Raw genomic sequence first — 14,517 nt, forward strand, 5'->3', positions numbered from 1 at the left:
AGTAATATTAAAACATATTTTAGAGGTTGTGGATAAAAACTGCTTATTTTGTAAAAAAAATCAGCGTGAACTATCTGTCGGTCGAAAATATATCAAAATCCTATGGGGAACGTGTTTTATTCAGGGATATTTCCTTCGGAATAAATGCCGGACAAAAAATTGGATTTGTTGCCAAGAACGGAACCGGAAAAACTTCCATGCTCAACATACTTTCAGGGGCAGATACACCCGATTCGGGTTCGGTGGTGTATCGGAAAAACGTAAAGGTTGCTTTTCTTTCTCAGGAACCCGATCTCGACCCAAAACTGAGTATAGAAGAAACCATTTTTTCTTCCGATAATCATATACTCACAGTAATCTCCAATTACGAAAAAGCCTTGCTTCATCCCGAAGATAGCGAAGCCTATCAAAGAGCTTTCGACGCAATGGATGCCCATCAGGCATGGGATTTTGAAACACTCTACAAGCAGATCCTTTTTAAACTAAAACTGGAAGACCTGTCGCAAAAAGTCTCCAGTTTAAGCGGCGGACAAAAAAAGCGGCTCGCACTTACCAACGCACTGCTCGCTCAGCCCGACCTTTTGATCATGGATGAACCTACCAACCATTTAGATCTGGAAATGATAGAGTGGCTGGAAAGTTTTTTCAGTAAAGAAAATATTACACTGTTTATGGTCACCCACGACCGTTATTTTCTGGAGCGTGTATGTAATGAGATCGTGGAATTGGACGAGGGAAAGTTGTACAGCTATAAAGGAAACTATAGTTATTACCTGGAAAAAAGAGACGCCCGGATCGAAACCGAAGCTATTAATACCGCCAAGGCCAAGCAACTATATAAAAGCGAATTGGAATGGATGCGGCGTCAGCCCAAAGCACGAACCACCAAAAGCAAATCCCGGATCGATGATTTTCAGGAAATAAAATCCAGAGCCCACCAGCGAAGAAATGATCACGAGGTAGAACTGGAACTCAATATGGAGCGTCTGGGCACTAAAGTGGTAGAGTTGCACGGCATTTCAAAATCCTTTGGCGATAAACTGTTATTCGATAGGTTCAGCTATAATTTCTTGAGAGGTGAGCGTATGGGGATGATAGGTAAGAATGGTACCGGAAAATCTACCTTTCTCAATATCGTAACCGGCGCTTTAAAACCCGACACCGGCAAGGTGGTAATTGGCGAAACAGTTCATTTCGGGTATTATACGCAAAGCGGAATCTCCATTAAAGAAGGTCAGAAGGTAATCGACGTAGTGCGGGAATATGGGGATTACATTCCGCTAAAGAAAGGCCGACAGATCTCTGCTCAACAGCTGTTGGAACGTTTTCTATTTGACCGTAAAAAACAATATGACTACGTTGAAAAACTAAGTGGTGGGGAACGAAAACGGCTGTATTTATGTACGGTTCTAATTCGAAATCCAAATTTTCTTATACTGGATGAGCCAACCAACGACCTGGATATTGTCACGTTAAATGTGCTTGAAAATTTCCTGTTGGATTTTCCGGGATGTATTGTTGTGGTCTCTCACGATCGATATTTTATGGATAAGATCGTAGATCATTTGCTGGTCTTTAAAGGGGATGGAGTGATCGATGATTTTCCCGGTAATTACAGCGATTACAGAAGTTATGAAGACAGCGCAACACAGGCAAGGCAGCTTTCTGAAAGCAGCACGCCCAAGCCGAAAAATAACTGGAAGGAAGATACATCGAAAGCAAGACTGAGCTATAACGAGCAAAAGGAATATGCAAAACTGGAAAAGGAGATCGCTAAACTTGAAAGTGAACGGGAAGTGCTTCAGAATAAATTTGCCACCGAAGGCTGGGATGGCGAAGAAATAGACAAGCAATCCCAAAAGCTTCAGGAGATCATCGATCGCATAGACGATAAAACGGAACGCTGGTTCGAACTTTCGGCAAAACTGGAAGTGTGACATGCTGTATTTGATCACATCCTATTTAAAATTCTTGTTGCGATCCACCAACCAACACGGGGTTCACTCCCCTTTTATGTACGATCTGATAACCCGTTGCTTTTATGATAAAACCGTCTATTCTGAATATACCCTACTGAAGGAATATCGTAATTCACGCTACAACTCAAAAGAATCCATCGAAATCACCGAATTTGGTGAAGGATCCAGAGTATTCTCTTCCAACACACGAAAGATATCGGCCATTGCCAAAAATGCGGGTATTAGTGCAAAGCGCCAGGAATTGCTCTTTAGACTTTGTCAATATCTGAATCCTGAAACTGTGTTAGAACTTGGTACTTCTTTAGGAATGGCTACAGCTGCCATGTCACTGGGAGCGCCAAATGCAACCATCGATACGGTAGAAGGATGCCCCAATATCGCCAAACAGGCACAACATGGCTTTGATGCGTTTAAACTGAAAAACATAAGGCTGCATACCCACTCTTTTCAGGATTATTTTAAGAATCTGAAACAGGATTCCTACGATCTGGTCTTTATTGACGGTAGTCATAATAAATTAAGTACTATAGAAGTATTCAATGAGTTGCTTCAATTTAAAAACGACAGATCGGTATTCATCTTCGACGATATCTACTGGAGCCCCCAAATGACCGAAGCATGGCGGGAGATCATAAAGCACTCTGAAGTTTCCATTAGCATGGACTGCTTCTACTGGGGTCTGGTGTTTTTTAAACCTGCCTTTGATGCGGCCACAAATGCTCAACAAAAACAACATTTTACCATTAGATTGTAACAAGCGGTCCTTCGCTGCGTCTTATGCTAAAAATAGTATCTTGCACACGTTAAAAAGCATTAACCATTTATGAGTTTGGTCATTAAAATTCGGGGTATTAGAAGAGATTTTCCGCTAGGTCAGGAAATCGTTAAGGTGTTAAAAGGCATTGATCTCGATATTGAGCGCGGAGAATATGTTGCCTTAATGGGGCCTTCGGGATCGGGAAAGTCTACCTTAATGAATCTTTTGGGTTGTCTGGATACTCCTACCGAAGGATCTTACTTTCTGAACGGAAACGATGTTAGTAATATGAGCGATGACGAACTGGCTGAAATACGTAACAAGGAAATTGGTTTTGTGTTTCAAACATTTAACCTGTTACCCCGAACCACAGCTCTGGAAAATGTAGCTTTACCAATGATCTATGCCGGAGCATCCAAAGCTGCTCGTACCGAACGAGCCAAAGAGGTCCTTAACGACGTGGGATTAGCCGACCGAATGGATCATAAACCGAATCAATTGTCCGGAGGACAGCGACAGCGGGTTGCCGTAGGTAGAGCGCTGGTTAACAAACCTTCGATCATTCTGGCCGATGAACCCACCGGAAACCTCGACTCCAAAACATCCCTGGAGATCATGAATCTTTTCGATGAAATTCACAGAGCCGGAAATACGGTGATCATCGTAACACACGAGGAAGAAGTTGCCGAACACGCCCATCGTGTAATACGTCTTAGAGATGGTATGGTGGAGAGTGACACACGAATAAAATAAGTATCTTTACTGCATGGAAACACTGCAGGATACGCTGGAAAAAAACCAGAAACAAAGGGAGTTCTACAATAAGAAAAAGAAGTCCATTCCTACCAGGATCTGGTCCTTTATCAGAGAAAAATCTCTAAAAAACATACGAAAAGAATTGGGTATACTGGAAGAATCCTATGCGCTTCATCAAAAGTGGATGGGTGATCTTAGCGGTAGAAAGATCCTTGATCTGGGTTGTTATTCAGGTAATCGTCTTTCCATTCATATGGCCTCTAATTGCGAAGAGTACATTGGATTAGACCTTAGTGATGTTGCCATTGATAAGTTAAATGAAAAATTAAAGGATATCCCTCAGGCAAAAGCGGTAGCTCAGGATTTCTTTTCGGATGAATTTGCTGAAGGTGATTTCGACCTAATTTATGCCTATGGTGTCCTCCACCATTTTAAGAATGTGGACAATTTAATACACCGCCTCAATGAAAAACTGGCTCCGGGAGGTAAGATCATAAGCTACGACCCGCTTGAAACCAGTTATCCTATCTGGTTTATCAGAAAGTTGTACCGTCCCTTTCAAACCGACGCGGCATGGGAATGGCCCTTTACCCGAAAAACAATAAAAAAATTCGATGCAGCTTTTAACATACTGGAAAAGCGGGGTGTGCTTGGGAAATCCAAATGGTATTTTGTATATTCTATGCTACCGCTGTCCCGTGAGAAAAAACTCAACTGGGGAAGAAAAGCGCATAAAAAGGACTGGTACCGTTCTGCGCGATCCAACCAATATCTTTACCGCTGTATGCAGTTGAATATGTTTATGGAAAAAAAATAGCCTATGTATGTTTGGATGTTAATTCTGGGAGTGTTGTTCGTGCTGGTGATCATCAACAGTGTGAGGAACAATAAAAAATTAAGGGAGCGCAAAGGTCGGAGTTTCCGAAGAAATTATATGGAACGAAAAAAGGAACGTGATTCCGAAAATAAAGGAAATCAATCATGAAGATATATACCAAAACCGGTGATAAGGGCACCACAGCCCTCTTTGGTGGAACACGTGTTCCAAAACACCATATTCGCATTGAAAGCTATGGTACTGTTGACGAGCTCAATTCGTATATCGGACTAATTCGCGATCAAAAGATCGATGCCCGTTCCAAAGAACTATTGATCCATATTCAGGATAAATTGTTTACCGTTGGCTCGATTTTGGCAACCGATCCCGAAAAGGCGATCTTAAAAAGCGGTAAGGAACGACTAAATATTCCGAAGATAGCTAAAGAAGACATCGAGCTACTGGAAAAAGAAATGGACCGTATGCATGAGTCATTACCCCCTATGACACATTTTGTATTACCCGGCGGACATACCACGGTGTCATATTGTCACATAAGTCGCTGTGTTTGCCGCAGAGCCGAGCGTTTGGCTGTTCAATTACACGAGCAGGAAGGAGTGGATGCCTTCGTTTTAACCTACCTCAACCGACTTTCAGACTATCTTTTTGTGCTGGCACGGAAATTGTCCAACGACCTACAGGCAGAAGAAATTAAATGGATTCCGAAAAAAATATAATTTCTTTAAAAATTAAAATATAATATATTGGTTATCAATATGTTATATACGTTCTTTAAAATAGAGCAGAAATAATTACGATTTTTCTTGACTTTTTGATCTAAAAAATTATTTTTGCAGAATATTAAAACCCAAAGTGCTATGTACTGGACATTAGAATTGGCATCTTATTTAAGTGATGCTCCCTGGCCGGCAACAAAAGACGAATTAATAGATTACGCCATTAGAACCGGTGCACCATTAGAGGTGGTAGAAAATCTTCAGGCGATTGAAGATGAAGGCGACTCTTATGACTCTATTGAAGAGATCTGGCCCGATTACCCTACAGATGAAGATTATCTGTGGAACGAAGACGAATATTAATATTAAAATGTTGGTTACAACATTTCAACAATAAAAATAACATCGAAAAAGTCTCAGTATTGAGACTTTTTTTTATGCTCATAATTTAACGGTTAAAAACCCCCACAAACAGTTGGGATTGTAGATTTTTTACAGTTTTTTTGTAAGTCGGATCACAGGTTTTAAAACCTAAAGATTTTGAGCAGTAAATTGAATAGAGACCCATGGGATTATTAGATAGTGTATTAAAAGTTTTTGTAGGAGATAAATCCAAAAAAGATATAGGTGACATACAACCGTATGTAGACGAGATCAAAAAACACGAAGCCGAACTTGAGCGACTTTCACATGATGAGCTTAGAGCTAAATCAGATTACTTCAGAAAAAAAATAAAGGACGACCAGCAGGACATCCGAACCAGAATAGAACAACTTGAGAAAGATGCCGATGCCATGGAGGATATCGATAAGAAAGAAGATATCTACAACGAGATCGACAGGCTGAAAGATGAGCGCTATGAGGTGGAACGCGCTACGCTGGATGAAATTCTTCCCGAAGCCTTTGCGGTTGTAAAAGAAACTGCGAAGCGATTTAAAGATAATGAAACACTTACGGTCACCGCTACGCCTTATGACAGAGAGTTAAGTGGCGAAAAGTCGTATGTTACGCTAGATGGTGATAAAGCCATTTGGCAAAATTCATGGGATGCTGCCGGGAAAGAAGTGACCTGGGACATGGTGCATTACGACGTACAGCTTATCGGTGGAGTTGCATTACATCAAGGAAAAGTGGCAGAGATGCAAACCGGGGAAGGAAAAACGCTTGTGGCTACGCTTCCGGTTTACCTTAATGCACTGGCAGGAAACGGAGTGCATCTGGTAACTGTAAACGATTACCTTGCAAAACGAGACAGCGCCTGGATGGCACCTATTTTTCAGTTTCACGGACTTACCATAGACTGTATCGATAATCACCGTCCCAATTCGGCGGAGCGAAGAAAAGCATACAACTCTGACATTACCTACGGAACCAACAACGAATTTGGTTTCGACTACCTGAGAGATAATATGGCGCATGCGCCTTTAGATCTGGTTCAGCGTCCGCATCACTACGCCATCGTTGATGAGGTGGATAGTGTATTGATCGATGATGCACGTACACCCCTTATCATTTCGGGGCCGGTCCCTGAAGGAGACCGTCACGAATTCAATGAATTAAAACCCAAGATCGAACAGATCGTTGAAGTGCAGCGAAAGCATCTTACCGGGGTATTGGCCGAAGCCAAAAGACTCATTAAAGAAGGTGATACCAAAGAAGGAGGTTTTCAGTTGCTTCGGGTGTATCGCGGACTTCCAAAGAACAAGGCACTTATTAAATACCTTTCTGAAGAAGGAGTACGACAAATACTTCAGAAGACAGAAAATCAATACATGCAGGATAACAACCGGGAAATGCCAAAGGTAGATGCCGAATTGTATTTCGTGATCGAAGAAAAGAACAACCAGATCGAATTGACCGATAAAGGAGTAGAATTTCTTTCAGGTAAAGACAATCCCGATTTCTTTGTTATGCCCGAAATTGGAACCGAGATCGCAAAAATAGAAGCTCAGGACCTTTCTCCTGAAGAAGAAGCCGAATTAAAAGAAGACCTCTTCAGAGATTTTGGTGTAAAAAGTGAGCGTATTCATACGCTCAATCAGTTACTAAAGGCCTATACCCTCTTCGAAAAAGACACTCAGTATGTGGTTATGGACAACAAGGTGATGATCGTTGACGAGCAAACCGGACGGATTATGGAGGGAAGACGTTACAGCGACGGACTCCACCAGGCCATAGAAGCCAAGGAAAATGTAAAGATCGAGGCGGTAACTCAAACTTTTGCTACTGTGACGCTTCAGAATTATTTCCGTATGTATCGCAAACTTGCGGGGATGACCGGTACTGCCGTGACCGAAGCCGGCGAATTATGGGAGATCTATAAACTGGATGTGGTAGAAATTCCAACCAACCGCCCTATCGCACGTCACGACCGAGACGATAAGATCTATAAGACCAAACGCGAAAAGTACAACGCCGTGATCGATGAGGTAACCGAACTTTCCAAAGCAGGAAGGCCTGTGCTTATTGGTACGACTTCGGTAGAGATCTCTGAATTGTTAAGCCGAATGTTGAGCATTAGAAACGTTCCGCACAACGTACTTAACGCTAAATTGCACAAACGTGAAGCCGATATTGTGGCCGAAGCTGGAAAATCGGGTATCGTCACCATCGCTACCAATATGGCAGGTAGGGGTACCGATATAAAACTGAGTGATGAGGTGAAAAAGGCGGGCGGACTTGCAATTGTAGGTACCGAGCGTCACGATTCACGACGTGTGGACAGACAGTTACGCGGGCGTAGTGGTCGACAGGGAGATCCTGGAAGTTCACAATTCTACGTGTCACTCGAAGACAATTTAATGCGTCTCTTCGGAAGTGAACGAATTGCCAAGATGATGGACAGAATGGGCTTGAAAGAAGGTGAGGTAATTCAGCATTCCATGATCTCTAAATCCATTGAAAGGGCACAGAAAAAAGTGGAAGAAAATAACTTCGGAATACGTAAGCGATTACTCGAATATGACGATGTGATGAATGCACAACGTGAAGTGGTGTACAAGAGACGTTACCACGCCTTGTTCGGAGAAAGATTACGAGTTGATATTGCCAATATGATCTTCGATACCGCCGAAGTGATCGCAGATACCAATAAAGCTGCTCAGGATTATAAGAATTTCGAGTTCGAATTGATTCGATATTTCTCTATGAGTTCACCAATTAGTGAGCAGGAATTCGAAAGCATGGGGGTACAGGAGATCGCCGGAAAAGTATATAAGGCAGCCTATACCCATTATCAGGATAAAATGCTACGCAATGCCGAAATGGCTTATCCTGTGATCCGAAATGTGTATGAAAATCACAAGGATCAGTACAAACGGATTCTGGTTCCGTTTACCGACGGAGTTAAGACCTTAAACGTCGCCACCGATCTGGAAAAAGCTTATGAAACTGAAGGAAAGCAACTGGTTCAGGATTTTGAAAAGAACATCACACTTGCCATTATAGACGATTCGTGGAAGACGCACTTGCGTAAAATGGACGAGCTAAAGCAATCGGTACAGCTGGCAGTACACGAGCAGAAAGACCCTTTATTGATCTATAAATTTGAAGCCTTCGAACTGTTCAAGGCCATGATCGAAAAGGTAAATAAAGAGGTGATTTCCTTCCTGTTTAAAGGAGAATTGCCCCAGGAGAATCAGCAGCAGATCCAGGAAGCACGATCGGTTCGTCCTAAAGAAAAACTAAGTGAGCAGAAAGAAGAGATCCCTAATATGGATGAGCGTGCCGCACAATCCAGGGCTGCTGGAAATACACAGCAACAGCAGGTAACCGAAACCATTGTGCGTGACCGACCTAAAATTGGACGTAATGACCGAGTGACCATCAAACACGTGATGAGCGGCGAAAATAAAGTTGTAAAGTACAAGCAGGCCATTCCTCTATTGGATAAGGGAGAATGGGTTTTGGTGGACGAATAAGCATTACACTCGCTTTAAGATTCATAACCCGAAGTGCTACACTTCGGGTTTATTATTTACAAGCAATCACACTTCCCGTAATTATAAAATGTGCTAAATTGTAGCTTCAAAGGTTTTAAACAGTAGACTTCCTACCATGATGAATGACATCGCATATCGACACACCTTAATCCTGCTCCTTATGGTGTTGTCTATATCTAACGTGAGTTCACAAACCAAACAACAGGACTTTCAGGAAATGATGCTGGAAGCACAAAAAATCGTTTTTTCTGAGCCACAGGAGGCAGTAAAAATTGCCGATCATCTAATTCAGAACTCAGCAAGTCCTCAGCAGAGCGTTGCTGCCTATAAAATATTGGGTCGTGCGTATTATGTTCAGGGAAATTTCAATAATGCTGTTTTGGCAGGTATGAAGGCTAAAGATATCGCTGAACGTATAGAAGATCCCGAATTACAGATGGAGGTGGTATGGTTTACACTACCCATACTTATGCAACTTCAGCTGGATATGGTGGCTCAGAAATATTACGAGAATGTACTGGCAATTCAGAATTCAGGCTCCAATTTAACACGTCATACCCGACAAAGAGCAGGTACTACCATATTTCAAAATTTAAAAAGGATTGAAGAAGGAAATCTAAATGAACTCGATTTTCTTTCAGAAGCAATATCCGCTTTTGAAAGCTCGGGTGATTGGTTAATTGCCGCCGATCTGGAAGCCATCCTGTTAAACAAATACACAAATTCTGCAACCTATGAAGCAGGCAGCAATTATTTACATTCCTTTTTAAATAATAATAATAATAATAATGATACTTATAGGGGTGACTATCACAGAATGATCGCTCTGTTTCGCTTGGGTGAAATTCATTTTAAAAACAAGGCATATGACAAAGCGATACAGCCTTTAGCGTCAGCCTTAGATCTGTCTGAAAAATTATCGAATTCATATTTTCGGGCTCAAATTTCAGAGGTACTGGCATTGACCTATCTTCCAACACAAGATCTTAAAAGTTTTTACATGTATAAGGAAATAGGTACTTCGCTCGAAAATGAGGTTACTCAGGATGAAAAGGAAGCTGTTAATTCCATCTACAACTACATTAACCAAAATCATGTTCGAAGAGAAGAACAGGCAATTGGGTATTACCGGCAAACCTTTCTCATTCTTGGTGGGATCTTTATTCTCGTATTGATGATATGGGCGGGACTTCGCTGGCGATACCGACGTAGAATTGCACAATACGCAGAATTCATTAAATATTTTAAAAACCGTGAATCTGAAAAAACTGAAAAGAAAATTATACAAAAGGTAAGTGCTAAATCGGCGGTAGTACCAAAAGAAACTGAAGAGGCACTCATTAAAAAACTCGATCAATTTGAACGATCTGTTCAGTTTACTAAAAATGAAATGTCTCTGGCAATGTTGGCTGCCCAATTCGAAACCAATACAAAGTATCTTTCGGAAGTAATCAATTCGAACAAAAACAAAAACTTCAACACCTATATCAATGAACTTCGAATTGATTATATCATTGACAAATTAAGACATCAGCCAACCTATTTAAACTACAAAATAAGCTATCTGGCAGAGGAAAGCGGGTTTAACTCACATAGTAGTTTTGCAACAGTATTTAAATCGGTAACAGGCATATCTCCTACAGTATTTATTGATATTTTAAAGTCAAATACCGAAAAAGAACAACCAAAAAAGAAAGCCTATGAGACCCTATAGGAATATAGTGATCCTGTTATTTATTGGATGCTTTTTTTACGGGTTATCCGGATTTTCTCAATCAAATTTTAACCGTTTAAGAAACGAAGCCAACAAACTTATTTATGAGAATCCGGAGCGCGCGATAGAGATCGCTCAATCTCTATATGCTCGTGAAGGAGTGTCGACAAATGATAAAGTGAGTCTGCTGCTTATTATCTCTACTGCCTATTCCTCCAAAAGAGACTACAACAAATCCTTGGAATACGCTTTAAAAACGGAAGAGTTCCTTCCTTTACTTGAAAACGAAAAGCAAAAAATGAATATTCTTAACCGGATCGGAGGGCAATATGAAGAGCTTCAGATCTATGACAAGTCTATTGAATATCTCGATGATGCATTGGAAGTTATTGAAGCATATCCCCATCAGGATTCGGTACATTCTTTTTTTGGTTACAATTATACGTTACGCGGATTTATTTATCGGGAACAAATGAACTGTGATATCGCACTCAGATATTTCGATAAAGCCATCACCTCCTTTAAGAAAACATTGGATAATCCTATGATGAACGCCAATGTGAGCATATGTTATTACAATCATGGAAATTGCATGCTAACTGCAGAAAATCTAATGGAAGCTAAAAAAAGCTTTGAACAATCCCTCGAATATGCAGCGGTTACCGATGCTAAGAGCCTCATGGCGTATGCAAAAAAAGGATTAGCCGATGTACAGTCGAGAACCGGCAATCCGGAAGAGGCTATTTTGTTGTTAAAGGAAGCCCACTCAGAGGCAGCCGATGTAGGTGACCTAAGGCTCAATCAAGGACTATATGAACGATTATCAAATAATTTTCTTGCCCTTGGTGATTGGGAGAATTACACAAAATACCGGGCCATGTTCATAGAGGTTCAACAGGCCACAAAAAATTCGGAACGTAGTTCAATTAACAATTCTCTTCTCAATTTGACCGAATCCAAAGCAGTTGCTATCGATGCGTTGCATAATAAATTTCGACCCTATTTATATCTATTAATAATTGCAATTATTTTGGCAATTCTTCTCTTGATCAAAATGATCTATTCTTCGGAAAAGCAGATGAAACAAGTTGAAAAACAACTCAAACACTAACTTTCTCCTCCTGTTTTCAAAAAAAAGACATCTTTACATTTTCATTTATAACTACCTGTTCTTCAATAGTTTAATAGTGTTTTTGACTATTAAAATTCGTGAATTCTGAAAGGCAAACTCTTTTTTTAAGTGTAGTTCATCTATACATTGCGGCCTGCTAATAATAAGAGCATAAAAAAATAACTGCTCAATAATGAACTTCTTAAAATCAGTTTAAAATGAAAAAAACTATTGTATTATTTGTGCTTATTGGTTTGGTAGGTACTTTAAAAATGACGGCTCAGTTTATAGTGAGTCCTCAGTTTATCGAAACTACAGGTGTTTCTAATGACGGTTTGGTGGTTGGATATGTAAGTCAGGCAGGACCCTATACCCTCTGGGATCCGGAAACCAATACGTATACCGAAATAGGTGGAGCAGCTCCCGGACAAGGGATTGGTGGATCTGCAAGGTTTTCGGCAGACGGTGTGTATATTTCAGGAACAACTCTTGAGGATATAGGAGGCACTGTGTATTCCATTAAATCTATGTATAATACTACAACACAACAGTGGACTTCTCTGGGAAGTTTAAACTATTCTATTGACGATAACCTGAGTTCAGGATATAATATTTCAGCCGATGGACAAACCGTTGTTGGAAGTGCATATGTCGAACCTACTCCCGGTCAATCAGGGGTAGCTGTACATGCTACAGCCTGGACTGCGTCGTCGGGCATGATAGACCTAGGAAGTCTATATACTAATTTAAACAGAAGTACAAGAGCTAATGCGGTAAGTGATGATGGAGAAGTTATTGTGGGATGGCAAGACTTTAACGGTCCGTGGAAAGCTGCCGTTTGGAGAAAGGATGCGAACGGAGATTTCCTGCCTAATGAATATTTACTCGTAGATCCTACAGGGGACCCTGCCGATGAATACAATCAATTGGGAGAAGCTGTCACGGTGTCGGGAGATGGTAACTGGATTGGTGGAAAAGGTGATTATGCAAATAACGACGAACCATGGATCTGGAGTGAATCTACAGGATATATTTCATTGGGTACATTTCCGGCGGGTGGAAAAGGAACCGTGATGAAGATCAATTACGATGGCACTCTGGCAATTGGATATTTTCAAATAGATCCCTGGACTCCAAACATTCCATTTATTTGGACTCCTACCGGAGGTCTTCAGGATTTTAACGACTACATAACTCAAACCCTCGGTTATTCTATGGGTGCCAGTCCGGTATACGTACCAAACGGTATGTCACCCAATGGAAAATATATCGTAGGATGGGGATATGATCCAACTATTGGTCCATGGGGAGATTTATTTACATTCAGACTCGAGCTACCGGAAACTCCTACTAATGATGAGTGTAATGCGGCAATTCCTGTTGCCTGCGGAGATACAGTGATGAGCAATACCCTTTTCGCTACAAATTCGGGAGGAAATGCATCGCCCGATGTCTACTATAGTTTCACCGGTGACGGTTCGCCTCAAACCATTTCTGTGAGTACCTGTGGTACGGGAACAAATTTTCCTACTACGGTTCGTATTTTCTCCGATTGTACGCTTACAAATGAAATAGTATTTAACGATAGTTCTTGTCAGAATCAACCCGAATTAGAGTTCGAATCTGATGGAACAAGTACCTATTATATTATGGTGGAAGGATATGATTCTTCGGCTTCGGGAAGTTTTCAATTAACGATTAACTGTGAGTCTATTTTGGGCACCGATGAATTTAATCGACATGAAATAGCGTTGTATCCTAATCCTGTACAGGATATTCTAAATGTTAGCGCCAGGGAAGAAATTTCTACCGTATCCATATATGGTGTTTCGGGAGCCAAGATCAATACGTATAACTTCCAACAAAGTTCAGGTCAAATTGATCTTTCAGCTTTGGCAGGAGGAATTTATTTTGTACAAATAAGTGCTGGCAATCAGATAGAGACTTTTAAAATCATCAAAGAGTAATTTCATAGAGTTAAGTTGATTTGTCTAAGAAGAGTTCGGAGTTAGTCATCTGAGCTCTTCTTTTTTTTCTACCAGATGAATTACTTATAATTTTCGGTACGTTTTTTGTAAATTATAGCTGCAAAAAACAGCTTATGAAAACTATAGGAATACTACTGCTAACTGTACTGCTTTTCTCATGCAGTGCCGATGACGCACAGGTCACTTCAGAAGAAGTCACTCTTTTTGTGAATCATTATAAAACTACCTCGGTAGTTAACGGAACTTCATTATTAATTCAGGAAAATGCAGCGATAGGAACAACCGAATTTCAGAAAACACCATCTATAAACGGCTTTACTTTTGAACCGGGTTTTACGTACACACTAAACGCCAAAAAGACGATCACAGAAAATGCCGGAACCAATGCTACCACCACCTCCTACGAACTGATTTCGATAGAAGCCCAAAACGAGGTGGATCCCGCGGCCACATTTACCGTTCCTCTTGCACGTTTTGTCAACGGATTGGGTTACGTAAGCTGGTTGGTTGGCAATCAGCAAACCGGATTTGTATTAAGCAACGAGATCACTATAGACTGTGGTACACTATGCCCTTCCTTGGAATCGGTACATGCCAACCAGGAGATCGCTACCGGTGTATTTATTCACGGAGAAGAGGGAATTTACCAGCTTCAGGAATTGTATTAAGTAGTTTAAATAAACTTGTAAGCTACAAAAAGTGTTCTTTTTAGTGGCT

12 protein-coding genes are annotated in these 14,517 nt (G+C 40.9%); all 12 read left to right on the forward strand.

Translation table 11 applies throughout. From position 1 onward, the window contains the following. Window positions 1–65 precede the first annotated feature (65 nt). A complete protein-coding gene (locus tag ALE3EI_RS00705; RefSeq protein ID WP_186989837.1) occupies window positions 66–1,937 on the forward strand; it encodes an ABC-F family ATP-binding cassette domain-containing protein in 1,872 nt (623 codons plus the stop codon). Between the two features lie 76 nt (window positions 1,938–2,013). Next, window positions 2,014–2,733 carry an O-methyltransferase gene (locus ALE3EI_RS00710; RefSeq protein ID WP_317172965.1) on the forward strand — a complete coding sequence of 240 codons (720 nt, stop codon included), beginning with the start codon at window positions 2,014–2,016 and terminating at the stop codon, window positions 2,731–2,733. Window positions 2,734–2,802: 69 nt separating this feature from the next. Further along, a complete protein-coding gene (locus ALE3EI_RS00715) occupies window positions 2,803–3,489 on the forward strand; it encodes an ABC transporter ATP-binding protein (protein ID WP_186989841.1) in 687 nt (228 codons plus the stop codon). Window positions 3,490–3,502: 13 nt separating this feature from the next. Next, a complete protein-coding gene (locus ALE3EI_RS00720) occupies window positions 3,503–4,309 on the forward strand; it encodes a class I SAM-dependent methyltransferase (protein ID WP_186989843.1) in 807 nt (268 codons plus the stop codon). 3 nt (window positions 4,310–4,312) lie between these two features. Then, window positions 4,313–4,477, forward strand: coding sequence for a hypothetical protein (locus ALE3EI_RS00725; RefSeq protein WP_186989844.1), 165 nt, complete (start codon window positions 4,313–4,315; stop codon window positions 4,475–4,477). Beyond that, complete coding sequence (locus ALE3EI_RS00730; protein WP_186989846.1) at window positions 4,474–5,046, forward strand: cob(I)yrinic acid a,c-diamide adenosyltransferase; 573 nt, start codon at window positions 4,474–4,476, stop codon at window positions 5,044–5,046. The genes ALE3EI_RS00725 and ALE3EI_RS00730 overlap by 4 nt, the downstream gene beginning before the upstream one ends. A gap of 141 nt (window positions 5,047–5,187) precedes the next feature. Continuing rightward, entirely contained in the window at window positions 5,188–5,409 is a 222-nt protein-coding gene (locus tag ALE3EI_RS00735; RefSeq protein WP_008272287.1) for a DUF2795 domain-containing protein, read from the forward strand. 203 nt (window positions 5,410–5,612) lie between these two features. Next, window positions 5,613–8,966 (forward strand): preprotein translocase subunit SecA, encoded by a 3,354-nt coding sequence (secA, locus tag ALE3EI_RS00740; protein ID WP_186989848.1) that lies wholly within the window; start codon window positions 5,613–5,615, stop codon window positions 8,964–8,966. Between the two features lie 136 nt (window positions 8,967–9,102). After that, window positions 9,103–10,701, forward strand: a complete 1,599-nt coding sequence (locus ALE3EI_RS00745) for a helix-turn-helix domain-containing protein (RefSeq protein ID WP_186989850.1) — start codon at window positions 9,103–9,105, stop codon at window positions 10,699–10,701. Then, window positions 10,688–11,812, forward strand: coding sequence for a tetratricopeptide repeat protein (locus tag ALE3EI_RS00750; protein WP_186989852.1), 1,125 nt, complete (start codon window positions 10,688–10,690; stop codon window positions 11,810–11,812). The genes ALE3EI_RS00745 and ALE3EI_RS00750 overlap by 14 nt, the downstream gene beginning before the upstream one ends. Before the next feature lie 218 nt (window positions 11,813–12,030). Beyond that, window positions 12,031–13,779: a T9SS type A sorting domain-containing protein gene (locus ALE3EI_RS00755; protein WP_186989854.1), complete on the forward strand. Its 1,749-nt coding sequence runs from the start codon at window positions 12,031–12,033 to the stop codon at window positions 13,777–13,779. A 134-nt stretch (window positions 13,780–13,913) separates the two neighbouring features. Then, window positions 13,914–14,468, forward strand: coding sequence for a DUF4377 domain-containing protein (locus ALE3EI_RS00760; RefSeq protein ID WP_186989856.1), 555 nt, complete (start codon window positions 13,914–13,916; stop codon window positions 14,466–14,468). Window positions 14,469–14,517: the final 49 nt, after the last annotated feature.

This window comes from Constantimarinum furrinae, from assembly GCF_014295415.1.
Lineage (GTDB): Bacteria > Bacteroidota > Bacteroidia > Flavobacteriales > Flavobacteriaceae > Constantimarinum > Constantimarinum furrinae.